This window comes from Pandoraea vervacti (assembly GCF_000934605.2).
In the GTDB taxonomy this organism is placed as follows: domain Bacteria; phylum Pseudomonadota; class Gammaproteobacteria; order Burkholderiales; family Burkholderiaceae; genus Pandoraea; species Pandoraea vervacti.
Map to the genome: position 1 here is coordinate 1,690,524 of NZ_CP010897.2, position 21,883 is coordinate 1,712,406.

The window sequence follows — 21,883 nt, forward strand, 5'->3', positions numbered from 1 at the left end:
GTTACAACGCCACTCGATTAGGGTTCACCGCGTCAGAACGTCAAGGGCGGACGTGCGATAATCCGTAATATTTTGTAACAGCTGCACCGATTCAGGGCAGTTACGGTTTATTGAGCGTCGGCGAACGTCGACGGTGAATCATGGATATCAGAAACGCCCGACGCTGGGCGGAGCCCGGCGCGAAGCGCTACGTCGGCGCACTTATGGTGGTACTGGCTGCGTTTCTCATGCGCAGCCTCCTGCATCCGGTGCTCGACCACTCGATGCCGGGACTCTTTTTCGTTTGCGCGGCCATCATCGTCGAGTTCACCTGGGGGCTCGGGCCGGCCATCATGGCGATGGTCATCAGCATTCCGATTTTCGATTTTTTCTTCGTGCCGCCGTTTCGCGACATCGCCGAGCTGGATCGTCGCGACGTGTTGATCGTGACTGGGTTCCTGCTGATCACCCCGCTCGCTGTCGCGCTCATCGAGCGCCTGCGCCGCGCACAATATCGCGCCGAACTGATCGCCGAAGTCGCGCAGACCCGCTACGAAATGCTGCTGCGCGCCGAGAATGAGCGTATGGTGCTGTCCGACTCCGTGCAGTTGGGCAACGCCCTGATGACATACCTGACGAAGCATCTCGATTCCATCGTCTATCTGGCCAATCGCGCCATACACTACGAATTCATCGATGAACATTTCCGGCGCGAGACGGGTGTTGCGCCCGAAGCCATCAAGCGTGAGGGTTTGCGCGCGCTGCTGCATCCGGATGATGCACAGCGCATGACCGGACTTTTTTCGGCAGATGGCGAACCGCCGCAACAGGGCGCCCACAATTTGCGAATTCGCAAGCGCGACGGCAGTTTCGACGTGATGCATTGCGAGTTGCAACACTTTCGCGCCCACGTGGGCACCTATGTGATCCTGCGCGTGCATACGGGGCCGGCCGTGCGTCCGGTGACACCGTTGCATACCGTTTCGCCGGCATCGGGCGCATCCAACACATCTTCTACGAGCAGTGCGCCGACCACGCGCGACGTGCCACAGACGAACGGCACGCCGATCGTCACCGGCGGGGTATGACCATGTTTGACCAGAATATCTTCTACAAAGGCGGCGAACATGCCGTGCTGCTGTTGCCGGGGCTATCGAGCACGCCGCTCGAGATGCGCCCGGTGGCAAAAGCGTTGCACCGCGATGGCTATACCGTGTCGGTGCCTCACATCGAGGGCTACGGTCTGGGTTCGCCGTGCACGCACTGGCGCGAATGGATTGTCGCCGCGCGCGCGAAGTATCGCGAACTGCGCGATGCGCACGAGACCGTGTCGTTGTGCGGCCTGAGCATGGGCGCCACGCTGGCGCTGGCCGTTGCCGAAGAAGAACCGGATGTCGCCGCGATTTCGGTGCTCGCCGTCACGCTGGTGTATGACGGCTGGACGATCCCACTGGCGTATCCGCTGCTCGATCTGCTCTATCACCTGCCGTTCGGGCGTCGCTATCGCTATTACGAAAAGGCGCCGTTCGGACTGAAGAACGAAGCGCTGCGCGCCCGCGTCGAGAAGTCGATGTCGCTGCACGACGCCTCCGAAATCGGCTCGGCCTCGCTGCCGATCGCCCATCTCTACAACGCGCGCCGCCTCGCGTCTCACGTGCGCAACCGGCTCGATCGCGTGAGCGCGGACTGCCTCATCGTGCATGCGGTGGACGACGATACGGCCAGCCCGCACAACGCCCGCATGGTCTACAACGGCGTGTCGTCGGAAGTAAAGCAGAAGTGTCTGCTCGGTGAGAGTTATCACATCCTGACGATGGATAACGAGCGTGAGACGGTGGCCGACGAAACGCGTCGATTCTTCCGCGATGCGATCGCGCGTCGCACGGGTGCCGCCACCTCGGAGACCCGCATCATTTCCAAGGCGCTGTTGCGCGCCAAACGCCGTCAGTCGGCTGCCTGATCCGCGCGATCTGCCTCGTCACCGGCCGCCGGATATCCGATGGCCTTGCGAGCCGCGCCGGTGCTGAGGCACGCGATGTCATCAAACTGCCATCGTTGGCCGGTTAAGGTCGGGTTTTTCCGACCCAGTCGCCTGTGCGCGACGCCGCGCCGATTCAGCCATGTCATCGCTCGTCATCGAATCCGTCAGCAAGCAGTGGGGCGACACGCACGCACTTCATGAGGTGAGTTTTGCCGCCGACGCAGGCTCGCTCGTGGTGCTGCTCGGTCCGTCAGGTTGCGGCAAGTCGACGCTGCTGCGCATGATCGCGGGCCTGGAGACGCCGACGCACGGCCGCATTCTGTTGGGCGGCGACGATGTGACGGCCTTGCCGCCGGCGCGTCGCAAGCTCTCGATGGTGTTTCAGTCGTATGCGCTGTTCCCGCATCTGTCGGTGCGCGAGAACCTGCTGTTCGGCCTGCGCGTGCGCCGCGAGCCGACACGCGACTATCCGCACCGCCTCGCGCGCGTCGCGTCGCTGCTGGGGCTGGAGCCCTATCTGGAGCGCAAGCCGTCGCAACTCTCGGGCGGACAGCAACAGCGCGTTGCGCTGGGCCGCGCCGTCATTGCCGAGACGTCCGTCTGCCTGATGGACGAGCCGCTCTCGAATCTCGACGCGCAACTGCGTCAGGAAATGCGTCGCGAGATCCGCGCGCTGCAACAGCAGCTCGGCATGACGCTCATCTACGTGACTCACGACCAGACCGAAGCGATGAGCATGGCCGATCAGGTCGTGCTTCTGCGTGGCGGGCGCATCGAACAACACGGCGCACCGCACGCGCTGTATGCCACCCCGTCCACGCGTTTCGCCGCGAGCTTCATCGGCACGCCGCCGATGCATCTGCTTCGATTGGTGCGTCATGGTGACTCGCTGGTGCCCGCCGGACAGACTGGCCCGGCGCTCGCGCAGGCCGGTCGGCTCGACAGCGTATTGCTCGGCCTTCGCCCGGAACATGTGCGTGCGGTGGCGCCGACGTCCATCGGTGCGGTGCTCGCCACGGTGAGTGCCGTCGAATATCTGGGTGCCGATACGCTGGTGGCCTGCACGCTGGGCGACGCCGGAGCGATTGCCACGCGTGTGCCGGGCCATCGGCCGTTCCTGCCGGGCGACGCGATCGGTCTGCAGTGGGACGTCGCCGATCAGCATCTGTTCGACGCGACGTCGGGCGAGCGCATCGCGCATGCCGACCTTGCCGCCCTTGCCGCTCTTGCCGCAGCGGCGCCCGGTGTCGCGCCACCGGGGCGGGCATCGTCCGCGGCAACGGAGGATGCGCTCTCGCGCGCTCCGGCTGGCGGCGCCCTGGCCGGCACCGTTGCCGCGGCCGCCACGATCGCCGAACAACACGCCTGAACGCGGGCCTGCCGCTGCGGCGGCCGTCGCTTGTTCGACGCGCTCGAGCAGCAGACACCTCCGGCATCGATCACCCGATACATCACCACCACGCTTACATGGGGAACCCAGAGAAATGCGACGCAAGATTCTGAAAACGTTTGCGGCCGGTCTGGCCACCGTAGCCACGCTCGGCGTCAGTGGCCTGAGCGGCGCGGCCTTCGCCCAACAGAAACCGGTTGAACTCCAGTTCTATTACCCGGTCGCGATTGGCGGCCCGGTCACGAAGATCATCAACGATCTGGTGGCGGACTTCGAGAAGGATCACCCGAACATCAAGGTCAAACCGGTGTACGCCGGCTCGTATCAGGACTCCGTGGTCAAGGCGCTCACCGCCGCGAAGGCCGGCACGCCGCCGCAACTGGCCGTGCTTGCTGCGGCCGACGTCTTCACGCTGATCGATGAGGACGCCGTCGTGCCCATCGACAGTATCGCCAACACGGCCGCAGACAAGCAGTGGCTCGACGGTTTTTACCCGGCACTGATGCTGAACTCGCGCATCAACGGTCATACGTGGGGGGTGCCGTTCCAGCGCTCGACCATCGTCATGTACTGGAACAAGGATGCCTTCCGCGAAGCCGGCCTCGATCCGGAACACGCTCCGGCGAACTGGGACGAACTCGTGAGCACGGCGCAGAAGCTTACCAAGCGCGACGCATCGGGCAATGTGACCCAGTGGGGCATCAAGGTGCCGTCCGTCGGCTTCGCCTACTGGCTGTTCCAGGCGTTCACCACGCCCGCTGGCATCGAACTGATGAACGCTGCGGGCACGAAGACGTTCCTCAACGCACCGCAAGCGGTGCAGTCGCTGCAATACTGGGTCGATCTGACGACCAAGTACAAGGTCATGCCGACGGGGTCGATCGAGTGGGGCACCACGCCGAAGGACTTTCTCGAGAAGAAGGCCGCCATCATCTACACGACGACGGGCAACCTGACCAATATCCGCACCAACGCCACGTTCCCGTTCGGCGTGGGCAAAATGCCCGCCAAGGTGCGCGGCGGCAGCCCGACGGGTGGCGGCAACTTCTACGTTTTCAAGAAGTCGACGCCGGAAGAAAAGCAGGCCGCGATGACGTTCATCAAGTGGGCGACGATGCCCGAGCGTGCGGCGCAGTTCGGTATCGACACGGGCTATGTCGCGGTCACGCCGGCGGCCTGGGAAACCCCTGCCATGAAGCAATACGTGCAGAAGGTGCCGGCTGCTGCCGTGGCGCGCGACCAGTTGGGCGTGAGCGTTGCCGAGTTCTCCACGCATGACAACCAACGCGTGACGAAGGCGCTCAACGATGCGATTCAGGCGGCCGTCACCGGCGCCAAGTCGCCGAAGCAGGCGCTCGACGACGCCCAGCGCGAAGCGGATCGCATTCTGCGTCCGTACGCGCGCTGAGCAACATCTTGCGCAACACCTTGAGCGAATCCGTAGCGCATTCGTCTCGTAGTCACCCGGCGGCGCGCGGCAGGATCGCGCCGCCGGGCGCAGAATCGATGGACTGACGATGAACCGTACTTCATCCTCCCGGGCGCCCTGGCTGCTGTTATCGCCGGCGTTGCTGCTGCTCGTCGCCTTCACCCACTATCCGGCCGTCGCCACGCTGTGGCACAGCGTTTTCTCGACGGCCCGCGCGGGGGCCGCGTCGGTCTTCGTCGGTGTCGAGAACTATCAGTTGCTGCTCGACGATCCTGTGTTCTGGCAGGCGCTGCGCAACAACGTGTGGTTCGCCCTGATCACCGTGCCGGTCGCCATTGCGCTGTCGATCGCGATGGCGCTGTGGGTGCACCGGCAGGTGCCGGGGCGCGCGTTACTGCGGCTTGCGTACTTCACGCCGGCCATTCTGCCGATGATCGCCGTGGCGAACATCTGGCTGTTCTTTTACACGCCGCAGTACGGTCTCATTGCGCAGATCTCGCAGGCGTTCGGCTGGGGCGACCACAACTGGCTCGGTCAGCCGGGCACGGCGTTGCCCGCGCTGATGGTCGTGACGATCTGGAAAGAGGCCGGGTTCTTCATGATCTTTTATCTGGCCGCCTTGCAGCAAATCTCCCCGACGCTGGCCGAAGCTGCAGCGCTCGAAGGCGCGTCGCGCTGGCAGTTCTTTCGCCGCGTGCAATGGCCGTTGCTCATGCCCACGACCGTGTTCGTGGTCATCAATGCGGTGATCAATGCGTTCCGTCTGGTCGATCACGTGGTCGTGATGACGCGTGGCGGACCCGATAACGCCACGCAGTTGCTGCTGTACTACGTCTATCAGGTCGTCTTCAGCTTCTGGGATACGTCGTACGCGGCGGCGCTCACGGTGGTGCTGCTTACGCTGCTCGCTATCGTCGCTTTCGTGAAATTCCGCCTGCTCGACTCACGCACGCACTACCAATGACGACTTCCGCCAGCTCGACTCCGCCTGCCAAGCGCCCGCCGACGACCGAGATCGCTCCCGTGTCCCCCAGGGACGGCACGGCACGCGTGTCGCTGCGACCGTTTTCCGCGACGGGACACGCCAATCTGCTCGACACGACGGGGGCATGGTTGCTCGGTCTGTTGTGGTTGCTGCCGCTGCTGTATGCGGTATGGAGTGCTTTTCACCCGTCGGCCTATGCCACGCGATTCTCGCTGAGCGCGCCGCTCACGCTGGAGAATTTTGTCCAGGCATGGCAGGCGGCGCCGTTCGGGCGGTATCTCGTCAATACGTTTGTGCTGGTCACCGTGATTCTCGCTGCGCAACTCGTGCTCGCCACGCTTGCGGCTTACGCTTTCGCGCGCTTCACGTTTCGCGGCAGTGAGGTCGCGTTCATGATCGTGCTGCTGCAACTGATGATCATGCCGGACGTATTGATCGTCGAGAACTACCGAACCATCGCATGGATGGGCTTGCGCGACACCATTCTCGGCATTGCGCTGCCGTACTTTGCATCGGCGTTCGGTATTTTTCTGTTGCGTCAGGCATTCAAGACGGTACCGAGAGCGCTCGACGATGCGGCGCGCGTGGAAGGCGCGAATGCCTGGCAGGTGCTGTGGCGCGTGTATGTGCCGCTGGCGCGGCCGGTCTATGTGGCGTACGCGCTGGTGTCGATCAGTCACCACTGGAACAACTTCCTGTGGCCGCTGATCGTCACGAACTCGGTGCAGACGCGCCCGCTGACCGTCGGTCTGCAAGTGTTCGCGGCGACGGATCAGGGCATCGACTGGTCGTTGATCACGGCAGCAACGCTGATGACGGCCGCGCCGTTGTTCATCGCCTTCCTGCTGTTTCAGCGGCAGTTCGTTCAGTCGTTCATGCGAGCCGGCATCCGCTGAGTCCGCTGAGTCCGCGGCGTCGGCAAGGGGTAAGGGGCAAGGGGCAAGGGCGTGGGCGCAAAAGCAAACGGCACGCTGCGCAGCGTGCCGTCTTGCGTTTCATCGTCGTCTGACGTAGCGCCCCTTGCGCTCGCCGGAGCGAGCCCGGGCGTCGGGACGAGAGAATGAGGGGCGTCGGAGTTACTTGTCGGCGGCCTTGACGAGCAGTACCGGTACGGTGGTGATGCGCAGCAGCGTTTCGGCCACACTGCCCAGCAGCAGACGGTTGATGCCGCGACGCCCGTGCGTGCCGAGCACGATGACGTCTGCGTTCCACTCTTGCGCCTCGCGCAGCACGGCGTCGGCGATTTCATCGGTGCCGGTGTCGAGCGTGATCATCTTCGTCTCGGCATCGACACCGCGCTTTTTCAGGTCGGCCTGCGCATTAGCGAGAATTTCGTCCGTTTCCTTCTCGAACGACTCCTGACTCTCGAGCGGCACGAAGCCACTGTAAGCGCCGGCGGCGTAGGCGTTGGCAAGCGACGGGACGACCGAAACCAGACGAATCTTGCCCTGGCTGAGTGCTACGAGCTTGACCGCTTCGTCGATGGCTCGGTTCGAAGGAGTACTGCCGTCGATCGAAACCAGAATGCGTTCATACATGATGGTGTCCTCTTGGGGCTGAAAAGTACGTTTTCATTCTCGCACTGCGCGCCCTGAAAGTCATCCCGCGCCGCGGCGGGGATCGACCGGTATTTGATCGCACGCAATAACGCATCGTAATGCCAACTGCCGGCGCGTGCACGTGAGGGGCACGGTGCCGGGGCTCGAAACGGATTCGGAACGGCGCAGGCGGCGTGGCTCAGCCGGGCTGGCAGGCGATCACGAGGTTGGCGACGTTGCCGGAGACGTCGCGTGTGAGCACGTCGTAGTCCTTTTGCGCGCATTGCGAGCGTGCGCGCTGTTCGCAGTCTCCGGCACTGGCGGCGGAGCACTGGATTTGCTGAGTGGCGCGGCCATCGGACGTGAACAGCGGCGCGGACGAGCCGCAGGCCGACAGCGTAACCGTGAGAAGCCCCGAGGAAAGCAGAGTGGCGATCTTGGCGAGATTTTTCATAGTGGTCGTCTTACAAGCTTTCGCGAGTATAACGCGCCCGCGCGGACCGATACGGCACGTCTGCGACGGACTTGCCACTGCTGGCAATCCGGCTCAGGGGGCGGCGCCGGGGCCGCGCAGCCGTTGCCGGCGCAGCGTGCGCAAGCTGTCGAACACGATGAGCGCGACGCCGATCCAGATCGGCGCGTAGGTCCATAGGCCGCGCTCGGTGAACGGCTCGCCGAGCAGCACGAGGGAGACGGCAAACAGCAGTACCGGTTCCACATAACCCAGAATGCCGTACAGCCCGATGGGCAGCACGCGGGCGGCGGCGAAGGTGCTCGCGAGCGCGCTCGCACTGAGCAGACCCAGCGCCGGCAGCCAGAACCAGAAGCGCGCCTCGGCCAGCGCCGGTGCGTTTTGCGCCCATGCGTGCCACACGAGGACCACGGCCACCGGCGCCATGGCGAGCATCTCAAGGATGAAGCCGCTCAGCGCGTCGAGATGCAGTCGGCGGCGCAGCAGGAAGTAGGGCGGGTAGCCGAACATGATGAGCGCGGTGACCCACGACAGCGCCCGCGTGACCCAGAGCTCGTGCGCCACGCCCACGGCAGCGAAGATGACGGCGGCCGTCTGCAAGGGGCTCAGGCGCTCCTTGTAGACGGTACGGCCGGCGAGCACCATCGTGAGGGGCAGGAGGAAGTAACCGAGCGAGACGTCGAGCATGCGCTGTTGCAGCGGCGCCCACACGAAGAGCCAGAGTTGTACGCCGAGCATGGCCGCGCACAGCAAGACCGCGCCGAGCAGGGCGGGCCGGTGCAGGACATGCGAGAGCGTGCTGCCGAGCACGTTCCAGCGGCGCAATGCGGTGACGATGACGAGCGTGCCCGGCAGCGTGAGCAGAATGCGCCACGCAAAGACGTCCAGCCCCGTGAGGGGTGAGAGTTGCGCGACCAGCGCGGGCATGATGGAGAACATGACCGACGCCGATACGGAGAGCATCACGCCGCGACCGGAAAGCATGGGGAGACCTGTGGATGGCTGTGACTCGATGACTCAATGACTTGAGCAAGGCCGCGAGCATAGCAAACTTGCACCAGTTTTGGGCGTTACCCCGCGCCGTTCCAAGCCTTTCCTGAAGGCCGCCTTCCCTCGATGGCAGGCATCGTATGTCGTCACATCGTCACCCGTGAGCGCGTATCATCGCGACTCATCGAGTGTTTTTCCCATTTGCCGCCATGCGCGGCGCTTCCTTGCAGGAGATTCGTGGATGTCGTCTTCCCCCGCAGTCGTTGCTGTCGCCGAGTATGCCGCCTTCGCTGCGTCGCTTGCCGACGCCGTCCGGCCGCTGTCGTTGGGCTGGTTCCGCCGGCGTCTGGCCGTCGACGACAAGGCCGATGAGAGCCCGGTCACGATTGCGGACCGTGAAGTCGAGACCGCGTTGCGCGCGAAGATCGCCGAGCGCTTCCCGTCGCACGGGATCTGGGGCGAGGAATTCGGCAAACAAGGGGTGGACGCCGAGTTCGTCTGGTCGGTCGATCCGATCGACGGCACGCGCAGTTTCATTACCGGGCACCCGCTGTGGGGCACGTTGCTCGCGCTGCTGCAAAACGGCCAGCCCATCGTTGGCCTGATCGATATTCCCGCGACGGGCGAGCGTTGGGTCGGTGTCAACGACCCGGCCAACGGCGTGCGCGAAGCCCGCTTCGGCGGCGAAGTGTGCGCGACGAGCCCGGTGACGTCGCTGGCCGAAGCGACGGTTTACGCCACCTCGCCCGATATCTTCGACGCTGCCGAGTACGCCCGCTTCGAGCGTCTGACGAAGGCGGTGAGCCGTCGCCGTTTCGGCGGCGATTGCTACGCTTACGGGCTGCTCGCGAGCGGTCACATCGAACTGGTCATGGAAGCCGGATTGCAGACGTATGACTATCTGGCGGTCGCGCCCGTCATCGAAGCGGCCGGCGGCATCATCACCGATTGGGAAGGCAATCCACTGACGCTGACTTCGCAGGGCCAGGTGCTGGCTGCCGCCAACGCCGAGTTGCACGCGGCAGCGCTCGCCTGCATTCGCGGGAAGTGACTGCGCCTACCCGAGATGGCGAGGCATGCCTCGCCAGATGCGCGGCAGCAGCACCCCCAGCACGATGCCGCGCGTGGCGAGAAAGGCCATGAGCGCCACCCACAAGCCGTGATTGCCCCATGCGCGTAGCGTGAGCGGCATCACGGCGCCGAAAACCAGCAAGCCGATCAGCGACGAGGTAAGCAGCTCGCGCGTGCGTGTCGCACCGATGAACACGCCGTCGAGCTGGAAGCACCACACCGCCACGATCGGCGACACGACGGCCCACGGCAGGAATTCCCGTGCGGTCTCGCGCAGTATCGGCTGGTCGGTCAGGGCATCGATGATCGACCCGCCCGCAGCGGCATAGACCAGCGCAAACGCCACGGCGCAACCGAGCGCCCATCCCAGCGACAAACGGATCGCGTGGAGCAACGCCTCGCGTTGACGCGCCCCGACATGCGCGCCCACGAGCGCTTCGGCGGCGTGCGCGAAGCCGTCGAGACCGTACGCCATGAAGGTTTGGAAGTTCAGGAGCAGGGCGTTGGCGGCGAGCGTCGTGTCGCCGAGCCGTGCGCCCACACGCGCAAACCACGCGAAGGCGAGTTGCAGGAACAGGGTGCGCAGGAAGATGTCGAGATTGAGCCGCAGCAGACGCCACAGCGCACCGCGTTCGACCAGTGTCGCGAGCCGCAGCGGCGGCAGGCCGGGGGTACGCGCGAGCCACAGCAGCCATGCGCCCAGTGCAAAGCCCAGCAGGTCGGCCAGCGCAGTCGCCCATGCAATGCCCGCCACGCCCGCATCGAAACCGCGCACGAAGGCGAGCACGGCGACGATGTTCACGACGTTGATGACGACTTGCACCGCAAGCCCTTGCCGCACCCGCTGACACGCGAGCAGGTAGCCGAGCACCACGTAGTTCCCGAGCGCGAACGGCGCGGCAAGGATACGGATGCTTGCGTATTCGCGCCCGAGCGCCTGCACCTGATCGCTGCCCCCGAGCCACGAAACACCAAGCGATACCAGCGGTCCGCGCAATATCAGCAGGCTCGCGCCAATGGCGAAAGCCAATGCCAGGGCGCGCGCGAGCGTGTCGCGAAGACGCTCGGTGTCGCGCGCGCCGAAAGCTTGCGCGGCGAGCCCGGTCGTGCCCATCCGAAGGAAGGAGAAACCCCAGAAGATGAGATTGAGCAATAGCCCGCCGAGCGCGACACCGCCCAGATAGGCGGGGCCCGGCAAGTGTCCGGCCACGGCCGTGTCGACGGCCGAGAGCAGGGGCTGGGTGAGATTGGCGAGCACGATGGGCACCGCCAGACGGAGCAATTGCCGATGGCCGGTGGCCGCGGGGGCAGGGTTCATGAGCGAGTGTTGCGGTGGCCGTTCATGGCGGCACCGTCGGATTGCGCACGCACGCGGCGGCAGGTTGTGTGTGCGCCGATTATAAGGTGATGCGAAGATTCGCGACCTGGCGGGGCGCATGGGGGCGCACGGGGGCATGTTGAGGGCGTGATGGGACGCAATGCAAGCTAACGCGACGCAACATGACCCGACGCGAAGTCTGGCGACCGCGTGCGACATTTTGCGCCGTCTCCCTCGCGTGTCGGTGACCGCGGAGGCAGGTCGTGGACGGTACAATGTGTCACTTCTGCCTCTTCACTGAAAGTCTACGTATGCCGTCCCCGTCGCTTTCAAGGGTCTCGTCGCTGGTGACCTTTCTTTCCGCGCATCGCCGTCACGCCGTCGCGGCTGTCCTGTGTCTCGCAAGTTTGCCTGCACTGGCCGAGGTGACGTTGCAACGCGGACCGCCGCCGCCGCGCTTCGAAGACCCGCATGCGGCGCCGAAGGGCGAGTTCTGGGTGCCCGGATACTGGCAGTGGAAAGACGGTCGTTACGACTGGGTCGACGGTCATATGGAAGCGAAGCGCCCCGGTATGCGCTACACGCCGCCGCACTGGGAGGAGACCGGCGCGCACGAATGGACGTTGCGCGACGGCAAGTGGGACGCCACCGGGTGGGGGCCCGGCACCCTTCACGAAATTCGCGCCCCCGGCACCCCGAATTCCGGCAAGTAATCGCGCCCGCCGCGTCCGTTCCCTCCGTCGGCGCCATGCCGTCGTCGATACCGTGTCAACGCCATGTCAGCGACGACACCGGGGCCGTCTTCCATGTCGTCACCCATGTTGTCACCCATGTTGTCACCCATGTTGTCACCCATGTTGTCACCCATGTCGTCCGGAAGCGGCGGCATTCGGTCGCGACGTTTGAATAATTTTCATCTCTGCCCGTTGAAATTTTGCGCACGCACTTGAAGGCGCGACGTCATGCGGCGCGTCATGCACGGCGTGTCGCTGCGCTCGCGCTGGGGCGTTCGATGCTCGGCGAATTTTCATCAGTAGTCCAACCTAGTCGGTGAAATTGACAGCTTGACGCGCACAAGGTCGAGACCCTACGCAAAACCAGTTGACACGTCAGGAACGTTGAACAACACTATGCCCACGTCGGACCGCCATTGGGCGAAAAATCGTCGCAAATAGCGTAATTTTAATTACTTGTGCTACCGAAATGCGCGACGTTCGCATGATGTTGCATAGGTAATTCAGTGCGCCGTGTGCGCCCTCCCACTCCAACGCCCGGCGGTATGCGCCTGGGTGCAAAACGTATGACCGAGGTACGGTCTGCTGTCTTTCGATCTGCGTGGTCGTATTCGCGAAGATCAGTCGTTTCCTGAAGTCTCGTATGCCGGACGTCGATCGCCTGAAGGGGTGGTCAGCCCATCGCCGAAGTGTGACATGTGGCAGGAGCCTGTATGCAGTGTTCAGTTCCTCTGTTCGATGCAGTGCCGTTGATCACCGTGTTCGTATGCGTTGTTCTGGGCCAGTTGCTCGGGCGCATCAGATTTGGACCGATTCAGCTCGGCGGCGTGTGCGGTGCGCTGCTCGTCGCGTTATTGGTGGGACAGACCGGTTGTATGGTCGAAGGCTCGCTCAAGGACTTCGCGTTCGCCCTGTTCATTTTTGCGATGGGTTTCTCGGCCGGGCCGCAGTTCGTTGAAAACCTGAACCTGCGAGGCCTGCGCTTCGGCGTGTTATCGATCATCGAAGTGGTCTTCGTGTTCGGCATCGTCATGCTCGCCGTCAAGCTGCTGGGCCTCGATCCCGGCACGGCCGGCGGGCTCGCTGCCGGCGCGGCCACCGAATCCGCCATGGTCGGGACGGCCATCGAAGCGTTAAGCCGTCTGGGGCTCGACCCGGCGACGTTCAAGGCGTTGCAGGCCAACGTCGTGACCGCTTACACGCTGACCTACGTGTTCGGTCTGATCACCATCGTCCTGTTCACCAATCTTCTCGCGCCGCGCCTGCTGGGTATCGATCTCAAGGCAGACAGCGCGCGTCTGGCAAAGGAGATGGAGGACGAGAACGGTGAGGAGATCGGCGCGCCCGCCGCGCCCGATCTGGTCGGCCGCAGCTATCGCGTGGCGCACCCCGGACTCACGGTGGCATCGCTCGAAGCCTCGCTGGACGCACGGGTTGCCATCGAACGCGTGCGACGGGCTTCGGCAACGGTGCCCGTCGAGCAAGGCCTCTCACTGCTGCCAGACGACGAAGTGCTGCTGGTGGGGCGACGCGACGCCATGCTCGACGCTCATGCGCTCGTCGGTCCGGAAGTCGCGGGCACCGAAACGGGCGACATTGTGCTCGTCGAGCGCGATTACATCCTGACGAACAAGGAAGCCGAAGGCCGTACCGTGAGCGATCTGCGACGCGAAGCGCCGGTCGAGTTGCGCCACGGGGTGTTCGTCAAATCCGTCAAACGCATGGGCATGCAGTTGCCTTCGCTGAGCAAGATTGCGCTGCAACGCGGCGACGTCGTCACGCTGCAAGGACTGGAGGGCGATGTCGAGCGTGCGGGCGCGGTCATGGGCAAGGCCGTGCCGCACGGCAACAAGACGAGCCTCATCTTCGTCGGCCTCGCGCTGATCGTTGGTCTATGCATCGGGCATCTGTCGGTGCACGTCGGCGGCGCTCCCATGACGCTGGGCTCGGGCGGTGGCGCGCTGGTCTCGGGGCTCGCGAGCGGCTGGCTGCTCTCGCGCCGTCCCACGTGGGGCACGTTCCCGCCGGCGGCCTACGAATTGCTCAAGGACCTGGGACTTGCCGTCTTCGTCGTGTGCGTCGGCCTCTCCGCCGGCCCGCAGGCAGCCGTGCTGCTGCGTGAGCATGGCATGGCGTTGCCGGTCGTGGGGATCTGCGTCTCGCTCGTTCCGGCGTTGGTATCGCTGTGGGTGGGTCATAAGTTGCTGCGCATCGATGGCCCGATTCTGATCGGGGCGATCGCGGGTCAGCAGGCGAGCACGCCTGCGATCAGCGCAGTGGTGCAAACGGCGAACAGCGCATTGCCGGTCGTGGGGTACACGGTGACGTACGCCCTGTCGAACGTGCTGCTGCCGCTCATGGGACCGGCGGTCGTGTTCGTCGCCCATCAGTTTTCGCGCTGATTTGCTTTGAGTCGTCGCGTGCCGGCTCCCCCGCCGGTCGCTGCATTCTTCTTTTGACGGAGGTTCTGCCGTGGAACTGGTGCATACGATTCTCAACCATGTCCCGGAGGTCGCGATTTTTCTTTCGCTCGCCCTCGGATATGCCATCGGGGCGATCAAGTTCGGATCGTTCCAGTTAGGCGGTGTGGGCGGTTCGCTGCTCGTCGCCGTGGTCGTCTCGCAAATCGGTATTTCGGTCGACGCCGGCGTGAAGAGCATCATGTTCGCGCTGTTCATCTATGCAGTCGGCTACGAGAGCGGTCCGCAGTTCTTCAGCTCGCTCTCGCGCAAGACCCTGCGCGAGATCGGCATGGCGCTGTTTCTCGCGGCGTCCGGTCTTGTCACCGTGCTGGTCTGCGCAAAGATCTTCGGCTTCGACAAGGGGCTGGCAGCCGGTGTGGCCGGTGGCGGTCTCACGCAGTCGGCCATCATCGGCACGGCAGGCGATGCGATTGCCCGTCTGGGCTTGCCCGCTGACGAGGTCAAGCGTCTGCAGTCCGAGGTGGCCATCGGCTACGCGGTGACGTACATCTTCGGCAGCCTGGGGGCGATCATCGTGTGCGCGTCGCTGGTGCCCAAGCTCATGGGCCGCACGCTCAAGGACGACGCGAAGAAGGCGGAGCTCGAAATGGCCGGTGGCCGTGCGGTGCTCACGGCCGACCAGGTCGACTCGCTGCCCGCGCTCGTAGGCCGCGTGTATCGCGTGAGCACCGGTGCAGGAAAGCGCGTGATCGACATCGAGAAGCAACTGACCGATGGCGTGACCATCGAGCGTCTGCGTCGCAACGGCAAGATCATCATCGCCACGGACGATCTCGTGCTCGAAGCGGGCGACGACGTGATGCTCATCGGCCGCCGCGAAGCCGCTACCGAGGCGTGGCGTCTGCTTGGCGACGAACAGCGTCCGTCTGCCGACCTCGATATCGCGTTGCGCATGCAGGAAGTGGTTTTTGCCCGCAAAGGCGGCAACGGCAAGACGCTCGGCGAACTGAAGGCTGGCGTTACGCGCGACGTCAAGCACGGCGTGTACATCGCGAAGATCACGCGTATGGGACAGCCCCTGCCGGTGCTCGACGACACCGTCGTGTATCACGGCGACGTCGTGACGCTGTACGGCGCGGACAGCGACGTGCAACGTGCGGCCAAGGAAGCCGGCTACCCGGTGGCGTACTCGGTCAAGACCGACTACGTCTACATGGGCATCGGCATCGTGGTGGGTCTGCTGATCGGCTACATCGTGGTCAAGGTGGGCGGCATTCCGCTCACGCTGGGCAGCGGCGGCGGTGCGCTGCTCGCCGGTCTGGTCTTCGGCTGGTTGCGCGGCAAGCATCCGACCTTCGGCGCGATGCCGCTCGCGGCCAGTTCGTTGCTCAAGGAACTGGGTCTTGCCACCTTCGTGACCTGCGTGGGGCTGTCCGCCGGTGCGCAGGCATGGCAGACGCTCCAGCAAAGCGGCGTTTCGATCTTCGTTGCCGGTGTGATCGTCACCATCGTGCCGCTGCTGCTGACTTATCTGTTCGGGCGTTATGTGCTGCGTTACGACAACGTCGCCATTCTCGCCGGGGCCTTGTCCGGTTCGCGCAGCGCCAACCCGGCGTTCGGCGAAATTCTCGACAAGGCCGAGAGCAACGTGCCGACCGTGCCGTTCGCCATTACCTACGCCATTGCCAACGTGCTGCTCACGCTGCTCGGGCCGCTGGTGGTATCGCTCACATGAGCACGTTACCCGTCATGCAACGCATCTGAAGCATTCATTCCGATCCCCGTCATTGCCCCCGCAGGACGGCATCGACATTGGTTGTAAGTGGTTGTTCATGGAGAAATCGCTATGAAATCGAAGGAACTCGACGCACTCGCCAAACTCAGCCCGTTCGAATTCAAGGACACGCTGATCGAACTTGCTCAGGACAATGGCGCGCAGCGCTCGATGCTCAATGCCGGTCGCGGCAATCCGAACTTCCTCGCGCTCGAACCGCGTCACGGGTTCTTCCAGTTGGGGTTGTTCGCGTTGACCGAAGCCGAACGGCAGTTCACGTACATGCCGGAAGGTGTCGGCGGCATTCCGCCGGGCAAGGGTGTCGAAGCCCGCTGGCAGGACTACGCCCGTGAACATCACCAGGAGCAGGGCGTGAAGTTCCTGGAGAAGTCCATCTCGTACATTCGCGACCAGATGGGCCTGAACGTCGAGGACTTTCTCACGGAGATGGTGCACGGCATTCTCGGGTGTAACTACCCGGTGCCGGATCGCATGCTGCGTAACACGGAAAAGATCGCCGCCAAGTACCTTCGCCGCGAGATGGTCGGACGTCATCCGTTCGTGGGCAACTTCGACGTGTTCGCCGTCGAAGGCGGCACGGCGGCCATGACTTACCTGTTCAACACGCTCAAGACGAACCACCTGCTGCAAGCGGGGGACTCGATCGCGCTGGGCATGCCGATCTTCACGCCGTACATCGAGATTCCGGAACTGGCCGACTATCAGCTTCACGAGGTGAACCTGAACGCGGATCCGTCGCTTGGGTGGCAGTACTCGAAGAAGGAACTCGACAAGCTGCTCGACCCGAAGATCAAGGCGTTTTTCCTCGTGAACCCGAGCAACCCGCCTTCGGTCAAGCTCGACGATGCGTCTCTCGAACATCTTGCCGAGATCGCGAAGAAGCGCCCCGATCTGATCATTCTCACCGACGATGTCTACGGCACCTTCGCCGACGACTTTCGCTCGCTGTTCGCGATTGCGCCGTACAACACCATTCTCGTCTATTCGTATTCGAAGTACTTCGGTGCGACGGGCTGGCGTCTGGGCGCGATCGCCACGCATGAGAAGAACCTTTTCGACGACAAGATCGCCAAGCTTCCCAAGGCACAGCGCGAGGGGCTCAACGCGCGATATTCGTCGATTACGACGGAGCCGGAAAAGCTCAAGTTCATTGACCGTCTCGTGGCCGACAGCCGTGCCGTGGCGCTGAACCACACGGCTGGTCTTTCGACGCCGCAGCAGGTGCAGATGGCGCTCTTCTCGCTGTTCTGTCTCATGGACGAACCGGACGCCTACAAGCACGCCGTCAAGCGCATCATTCGCCGCCGCAAGGCTGCGATGTATCGCGCGGCGGGTATTTCCGAAGAGACCGGGCCGACCGCCGTCGACTATTACAACATCCTCGATCTCGAGGTGTTGGGCACGAAGATCTACGGCAAGGCGTTCGTGGACTGGTTCATGAAGACGGTCGATCCCTCGGAAGTGCTGTTCCGTCTGGCCAAGGAAAGCGGCGTGGTGCTGTTGCCGGGCCGTGGCTTCGGCACGCTGCACCCCTCGGGCCGCGTCTCGCTGGCGAACCTCAACGAGCCGGATTACATCCAGATCGGCGATACGGTGCGCAAGCTCATGGACGAGTACAACACCCGCTTCCTTGCCGGCGGCAGCAAGGGCGGGAAGAAGAAGTAACGACGAGAAGTAACGACGCGCGCAGCGGCATCGGCAGGCCCCCCCTCGATCGCCCCTCCATGGCGGTCGAACATTGCCCGGGAATCCGCTTCCCGGGCTTTTTTTGTCTTGTGACACCCCAAAATAAAATGCCCGCACGAGGCGGGCAAAAATCACTACAGGGGAAGTCACGCGGTATGAGTGGCAATCCGTCGAAAGAGTTCCCCAATCTTTTTGCACGTTTCGTGACTGGCAGAGCGTCCTCCGATGGACGTAAAATAGCCCCTTGTCGCTATAGCACCCCCTCATGCCGAATGCGGCGCACGACGCCAGTGGACGGCATCAGCGTGGGGGGGGAGTTTCGGGTGTCGAATGTCGGTAAAGCCGGTCGTGCGGAGTCGCCTCCTGCTGGCCGCGTGCCTGAGTGCCGGGATTCCGGTGGGCACGCACGCACAATCCTTGTTCGCGGATCCTAATCCGCCATGTTTCACTGAGCAGAACGCAGTGTCCTACGGGTTGTGGGACCGCGGGCTGGCACCTCAGTACTTCGTACCGCCACCGCCGGCGCCTGCCGTGGCGCAGGACCCGAACGCGCTGGCCGATCCCATTGCCCTTTTCGCCGGCGACGATCCGAACGCGGTCGCCGCAGCGGTCGATCGTGATGCGGCGCAGCGGGCGACGACCCTCGATGTGGGTACCGCGAACGCAGATCCCGCGCACGCCATGGCCGTTAGCGACGCTGCGGCCGACGGTTCGGCTCCGCCTCCGGCGTCGCCACCGCTGCCAGCGGCAGAGTTCGCCGTTGCGCCGGAACTGAGCGCCGACGGTACCGCCATATCCGCCGTCGATATCGACGCAGCGGCATCCACTGCCACGGCTACCGCCGGACCGGCGTTACCGGCCCCCGACATTGCCCCGCCCAATGCCTTCCTTGCGCGCGCTTCGTGCTTGCGCGGCATGCCGCGTCGCGAGAGTCTGGCCGACCGCAACATCCGCATGCTGATGCGTCGTGGCCTTGCGGTGCGCGAGGAGCAATTGCCCTTCGTCGCAACCCGCAGCCGCACGCCGGGCGAGGGGGCGATCGGTTTGCAGGTGCTCAACGAGCGTCCGTACCAGTTCAACGTCGGCATGAACAATAGCGGCATGACGACCACAGGCAAGATGCAGGGCACGGCGAACCTGCTGATGAGCAATCCCCTCGGCATGTACGGCAAGTTCAATACGACGCTCAGCCAGGATCTCCAGAATGCACGCCGCGATGCGACCAACCGCGACCTCACGGCGAACTATTCGGTGCCGCTCGACGCCGCATGGACCGTCGGCGTGACCGGCAAGACCAATGCGGCGACGGACCAGATCGCCGCGGGCACGACACAGACGCAGACGCTGCAGTGGCGCGTGCGTCGCGCGTTCGACGTGACGTCCAACGGCACCACGGGCGTGGAGCTGCGCTACAACCGCAGCCGTACCGAAGACCCCAATGCGCTGCATACCTACGACAGCTATGCCGAAGTCGGGTTGAGCCATACGCATTATCTGGGGACGTCCAAGCTCGACCTGTCGGTCATGCAGCGCCTGAACGCGCCATGGATGCCGGCGTCGAGCGGGCCGCCCGGATGGTCCTACCGCTTCCAGTCGATCGACGCGAAGCTCACCGTGCCGTTCTGACGGCATCCGTCACGTTATCGAACGAGCCCCGGCGCGCGTGCGTTCGCCGAACGCACGCGTCACGATCGTGATCGAACGGCGCCCCAACGAAGACCACCGAAGACTCAACGAAGACTCAACGAAGACCCGGCGGGCGAAAAAAACCCGCCAGGTCGGCGGGTGAGGAAGCAGGCCTCCCACGGGGAAGTGAAAGCCTGGTCTCGCGAGGTGTGTGCGAGACCCGTGTAGTATCGTGATCCAAACGCCTGTTGGCTATGGGCCAAGTCCTAAAGTGCGTGTAAGACGCTTTCCAATTCCGTTTCCTAACCTTTCTGACGTTACCGGGGCGATAGATGACCGAACCGACCGAACCCACGCCGGCCACTGCCGCCCAGATTGCCGCCATGAAGGCGTTGCGCACGGCGCTGCTCGCCCAGCACAAGGTGCTGATCGACTATGACCGTCAGCAATACGAAGCAGTCTTCGGCCCGGTGCCGACGGGGCGTTTCGTGCAATTGATCACGGAAGACCCCTGGTTTCGCTGGCTCGATCCGGTCTCGAGGCTGATCGTCGCGCTCGACGAATGGCAGGAACAATCGCCGCCGCTGGCCGACGCGGGAATCGCGCTCGCGGATGAAGCCGCGAAGCTGTTCCGCCAGACGGCGGCGAGCGAGGGCGAGTTCCGTGAGCGATACCTGCTGGCGCTGCAGAAGTCGCCGGACGCGGGCTTCGGCCAGAGTCAGGTCATGGCGGCGCTGCGCGCGGCGCCGCAGTCTCCACCCTCACCGCCGGCAGATGCCTGAGCAGCCGGTGGCGTGGCCTGCGCGAAACTTGCAAGGAGCCCGACGCGTCGGTAATCGGCGCCGCGAGCCGTTGAGCAGGCGGGCGACAGACCGTCAAGCCGAATATTTGTTCCGGCACTGATCGTTTTTTGAGCAAGGCTCTTGACAGCCTGTGTTCACGGGGCATTTGAGCGAGCGTCGTCAGGTTATCCAGTGGGTTATCCACAAAGGGTGTGGACAACTTTCGACGGGATGGCGGGAATTCGACCATCGTGTCGTCGTCATTGGCGTTTCGTTGCCCGATGGAACGGTTCGCCCGTTTCGGCAGCAACACCGAAACGCGAAATGACGGGGCGAGGGAATCGAGCGGGCGCTGGCTCGATGGGAATCGACCTGACTGGCTCTATGGCGATGCGACGTGCGCTGCGACAATAGCGCTTTTCCCTTTTTCCCTTCGTCGGACGCGGACTTTTGTCAGTCGTTTTCCGACACATCGTTGCCGCGTCCGATCGACATGACCACCACGCCCATCGTGCTGCTGGTGCTGCTCTCAGCACTGATGCACGCTACCTGGAACGCCTTCCTCCACGCGAGTCCCGATCGTCTCTGGCAAGTCGGCATGATGGCGGTGCCGCAGTTGCTCGCGGCGCTCGTCGGCATTGCGTTGTTGCCCTTGCCGCCAATGCCGGTGTGGCCGCTCATCCTGTTGTCCGCGTGCGCGCAGGTCGCCTACACGGCGGCGCTCATTCGCGCGTATCGCGTGGGGGAGTTCGGCCAGATCTATCCCATCGCCCGAGGGATCTCGCCGCTCCTGATCTCCGGCGCGGCGTTGCTCCTCGCCGGAGAGTCGCCCCGATGGATGGCGGTGCTGGGCATCGCCTGCATCTGCGCGGGCATTCTGTCGCTGGCATTGCGCGGACGGCGCCTCTCGGGCGACAGCGTGCCTGCCGCGTTGCTGACCGGTGTGTTCATCGCGGCCTACACGATTGTCGATGGCTTTGGGGTGCGCATGTCGAATGGCAACGGCTTTGCCTACATAGCGTGGGCCTATCTGTTCGCGAGTGTGCCGCTCGTCGGTGCGGTGTGGCGGTGGCGCGGTGGGTGGCGCGGCATGTTTCTCGCGCCGCCTCGCCGGGTCGGGGAGGCGCTGGGCGCGGGTGTCGTTGCGCCGTGCGCCTACGGCATGGTGGTCTTCGCGCTGCAATACCTGCCGATGGGCGTGGTGTCGGCGTTGCGCGAATCGAGCGCGATCTTCGCAGTGCTGCTGGGCTGGATTTTTCTGGGGGAAAAACTCAACGCCCGCCGACTCATTGCCTGCTGCCTGGTGGTCGGGGGCGCTGTGCTCATCAAACTAGGTGCGTAGCGCCCGAGGGCTCAGGCGCGAGGCCACAGTTCCGCGCGATGGGCGGTGATAGCCGCCACGACGATTTCACGCATGCCGTGCCCATCGGTGGTCTCGAGATGCTCGAGAATCGTCATGCGCATGCGCGGCGCCCAGAAGCGACGCAGGTGACCTGCGATGTTCTCGAGCGCTTCGCTGCGGTCGGGCATCGTCTCGAAGAAATCCCCGATCTGATTGGCCATCTTGACCAGATTGTCGGTGTCCATGATCTGTCTTGTCCCCTGTGATCCCTTGTTGATTCCTGTTGATCCCGAATGATCCCTGCGTGATATCCACCGCGCGCGTCGTTTCCCCAGACGCGCG

At 64.0% G+C, this 21,883-nt stretch carries 19 protein-coding genes; 14 read left to right on the top strand and 5 right to left on the bottom strand.

Going from position 1 to position 21,883, the window contains the following annotated elements; genetic code table 11:
• Window positions 1-140: 140 nt before the first annotated feature.
• From UC34_RS07605 to UC34_RS07630, 6 genes are all read left to right on the top strand, one after another.
• Entirely contained in the window at window positions 141-1,067 is a 927-nt protein-coding gene (locus tag UC34_RS07605) for a DUF4118 domain-containing protein (protein ID WP_052810936.1), read from the top strand.
• A gap of 2 nt (window positions 1,068-1,069) precedes the next feature.
• Complete coding sequence (locus tag UC34_RS07610; RefSeq protein ID WP_167370645.1) at window positions 1,070-1,939, top strand: alpha/beta hydrolase; 870 nt, start codon at window positions 1,070-1,072, stop codon at window positions 1,937-1,939.
• Window positions 1,940-2,099: 160 nt separating this feature from the next.
• A complete protein-coding gene (locus tag UC34_RS07615) occupies window positions 2,100-3,329 on the top strand; it encodes an ABC transporter ATP-binding protein (protein WP_084070432.1) in 1,230 nt (409 codons plus the stop codon).
• A gap of 115 nt (window positions 3,330-3,444) precedes the next feature.
• Window positions 3,445-4,758, top strand: coding sequence for an ABC transporter substrate-binding protein (locus UC34_RS07620; RefSeq protein WP_044455067.1), 1,314 nt, complete (start codon window positions 3,445-3,447; stop codon window positions 4,756-4,758).
• Between the two features lie 109 nt (window positions 4,759-4,867).
• On the top strand, window positions 4,868-5,743 hold the full coding sequence (locus UC34_RS07625; protein ID WP_044455068.1) for a carbohydrate ABC transporter permease: 876 nt from the start codon (window positions 4,868-4,870) through the stop codon (window positions 5,741-5,743).
• The gene (locus UC34_RS07630; RefSeq protein WP_237165268.1) at window positions 5,740-6,660 is read left to right on the top strand and encodes a carbohydrate ABC transporter permease; all 921 of its coding nucleotides are present in this window, start codon (window positions 5,740-5,742) and stop codon (window positions 6,658-6,660) included. Before UC34_RS07625 ends, UC34_RS07630 begins: the two co-directional genes overlap by 4 nt.
• 180 nt (window positions 6,661-6,840) lie before the next feature.
• Here UC34_RS07630 and UC34_RS07635 read toward each other — a convergent pair whose 3' ends face one another.
• From UC34_RS07635 to rarD, 3 genes are all read right to left on the bottom strand, one after another.
• Window positions 6,841-7,302 (bottom strand): universal stress protein, encoded by a 462-nt coding sequence (locus tag UC34_RS07635; RefSeq protein ID WP_044455069.1) that lies wholly within the window; start codon window positions 7,300-7,302, stop codon window positions 6,841-6,843.
• A 199-nt stretch (window positions 7,303-7,501) separates the two neighbouring features.
• Window positions 7,502-7,756: a hypothetical protein gene (locus UC34_RS07640; RefSeq protein WP_052810937.1), complete on the bottom strand. Its 255-nt coding sequence runs from the start codon at window positions 7,754-7,756 to the stop codon at window positions 7,502-7,504.
• Window positions 7,757-7,849: 93 nt separating this feature from the next.
• Entirely contained in the window at window positions 7,850-8,758 is a 909-nt protein-coding gene (gene rarD, locus UC34_RS07645; protein WP_044455070.1) for an EamA family transporter RarD, read from the bottom strand.
• A gap of 247 nt (window positions 8,759-9,005) precedes the next feature.
• On the opposite strand from rarD, the gene hisN reads away from it, so the two are divergent.
• On the top strand, window positions 9,006-9,815 hold the full coding sequence (gene hisN / locus UC34_RS07650) for a histidinol-phosphatase (protein WP_044455071.1): 810 nt from the start codon (window positions 9,006-9,008) through the stop codon (window positions 9,813-9,815).
• 6 nt (window positions 9,816-9,821) lie between these two features.
• Here the strand turns inward: hisN and UC34_RS07655 are convergent, their stop codons facing one another.
• A complete protein-coding gene (locus tag UC34_RS07655) occupies window positions 9,822-11,153 on the bottom strand; it encodes an MATE family efflux transporter (protein WP_044455072.1) in 1,332 nt (443 codons plus the stop codon).
• A gap of 311 nt (window positions 11,154-11,464) precedes the next feature.
• Between UC34_RS07655 and UC34_RS07660 the strand changes: the two genes are divergently transcribed.
• The 7 genes from UC34_RS07660 to UC34_RS07690 all read left to right on the top strand — a co-directional run bounded on the left by UC34_RS07660 (window position 11,465) and on the right by UC34_RS07690 (window position 21,541).
• A complete protein-coding gene (locus tag UC34_RS07660) occupies window positions 11,465-11,866 on the top strand; it encodes a YXWGXW repeat-containing protein (protein WP_052810938.1) in 402 nt (133 codons plus the stop codon).
• 734 nt (window positions 11,867-12,600) lie between these two features.
• Window positions 12,601-14,289, top strand: a complete 1,689-nt coding sequence (aspT, locus tag UC34_RS07665; RefSeq protein ID WP_044455073.1) for an aspartate-alanine antiporter — start codon at window positions 12,601-12,603, stop codon at window positions 14,287-14,289.
• Window positions 14,290-14,359: 70 nt separating this feature from the next.
• On the top strand, window positions 14,360-16,045 hold the full coding sequence (aspT, locus tag UC34_RS07670; RefSeq protein ID WP_044455074.1) for an aspartate-alanine antiporter: 1,686 nt from the start codon (window positions 14,360-14,362) through the stop codon (window positions 16,043-16,045).
• A gap of 111 nt (window positions 16,046-16,156) precedes the next feature.
• Window positions 16,157-17,770 (top strand): bifunctional aspartate transaminase/aspartate 4-decarboxylase, encoded by a 1,614-nt coding sequence (locus UC34_RS07675; protein WP_044455075.1) that lies wholly within the window; start codon window positions 16,157-16,159, stop codon window positions 17,768-17,770.
• A 483-nt stretch (window positions 17,771-18,253) separates the two neighbouring features.
• A complete protein-coding gene (locus UC34_RS07680) occupies window positions 18,254-19,417 on the top strand; it encodes a ShlB/FhaC/HecB family hemolysin secretion/activation protein (RefSeq protein ID WP_157123072.1) in 1,164 nt (387 codons plus the stop codon).
• A 332-nt stretch (window positions 19,418-19,749) separates the two neighbouring features.
• On the top strand, window positions 19,750-20,199 hold the full coding sequence (locus tag UC34_RS07685) for a hypothetical protein (protein WP_052810939.1): 450 nt from the start codon (window positions 19,750-19,752) through the stop codon (window positions 20,197-20,199).
• 493 nt (window positions 20,200-20,692) lie between these two features.
• The gene (locus UC34_RS07690) at window positions 20,693-21,541 is read left to right on the top strand and encodes an EamA family transporter (protein WP_044457887.1); all 849 of its coding nucleotides are present in this window, start codon (window positions 20,693-20,695) and stop codon (window positions 21,539-21,541) included.
• 11 nt (window positions 21,542-21,552) lie between these two features.
• On the opposite strand, the gene UC34_RS07695 is transcribed toward UC34_RS07690, so the two are convergent.
• Window positions 21,553-21,786, bottom strand: a complete 234-nt coding sequence (locus UC34_RS07695) for a formate dehydrogenase subunit delta (RefSeq protein ID WP_044455077.1) — start codon at window positions 21,784-21,786, stop codon at window positions 21,553-21,555.
• Window positions 21,787-21,883: the final 97 nt, after the last annotated feature.

Coding starts and splice junctions, on each gene's coding strand:
- UC34_RS07625 (WP_044455068.1), top strand. CDS start 4,868: ATGAACCGTACTTCATCCTCCCGGGCGCCCTGGCTGCTGTTATCGCCG.
- UC34_RS07690 (WP_044457887.1), top strand. CDS start 20,693: ATGACCACCACGCCCATCGTGCTGCTGGTGCTGCTCTCAGCACTGATG.
- UC34_RS07655 (WP_044455072.1), bottom strand. CDS start 11,153: ATGAACCCTGCCCCCGCGGCCACCGGCCATCGGCAATTGCTCCGTCTG.
- UC34_RS07630 (WP_237165268.1), top strand. CDS start 5,740: ATGACGACTTCCGCCAGCTCGACTCCGCCTGCCAAGCGCCCGCCGACG.
- rarD (WP_044455070.1), bottom strand. CDS start 8,758: ATGCTTTCCGGTCGCGGCGTGATGCTCTCCGTATCGGCGTCGGTCATG.
- UC34_RS07610 (WP_167370645.1), top strand. CDS start 1,070: ATGTTTGACCAGAATATCTTCTACAAAGGCGGCGAACATGCCGTGCTG.
- UC34_RS07605 (WP_052810936.1), top strand. CDS start 141: ATGGATATCAGAAACGCCCGACGCTGGGCGGAGCCCGGCGCGAAGCGC.
- UC34_RS07685 (WP_052810939.1), top strand. CDS start 19,750: ATGACCGAACCGACCGAACCCACGCCGGCCACTGCCGCCCAGATTGCC.
- UC34_RS07620 (WP_044455067.1), top strand. CDS start 3,445: ATGCGACGCAAGATTCTGAAAACGTTTGCGGCCGGTCTGGCCACCGTA.
- UC34_RS07675 (WP_044455075.1), top strand. CDS start 16,157: ATGAAATCGAAGGAACTCGACGCACTCGCCAAACTCAGCCCGTTCGAA.
- UC34_RS07635 (WP_044455069.1), bottom strand. CDS start 7,302: ATGTATGAACGCATTCTGGTTTCGATCGACGGCAGTACTCCTTCGAAC.
- UC34_RS07615 (WP_084070432.1), top strand. CDS start 2,100: ATGTCATCGCTCGTCATCGAATCCGTCAGCAAGCAGTGGGGCGACACG.
- UC34_RS07695 (WP_044455077.1), bottom strand. CDS start 21,786: ATGGACACCGACAATCTGGTCAAGATGGCCAATCAGATCGGGGATTTC.
- hisN (WP_044455071.1), top strand. CDS start 9,006: ATGTCGTCTTCCCCCGCAGTCGTTGCTGTCGCCGAGTATGCCGCCTTC.
- UC34_RS07640 (WP_052810937.1), bottom strand. CDS start 7,756: ATGAAAAATCTCGCCAAGATCGCCACTCTGCTTTCCTCGGGGCTTCTC.
- UC34_RS07660 (WP_052810938.1), top strand. CDS start 11,465: ATGCCGTCCCCGTCGCTTTCAAGGGTCTCGTCGCTGGTGACCTTTCTT.
- aspT (WP_044455073.1), top strand. CDS start 12,601: ATGCAGTGTTCAGTTCCTCTGTTCGATGCAGTGCCGTTGATCACCGTG.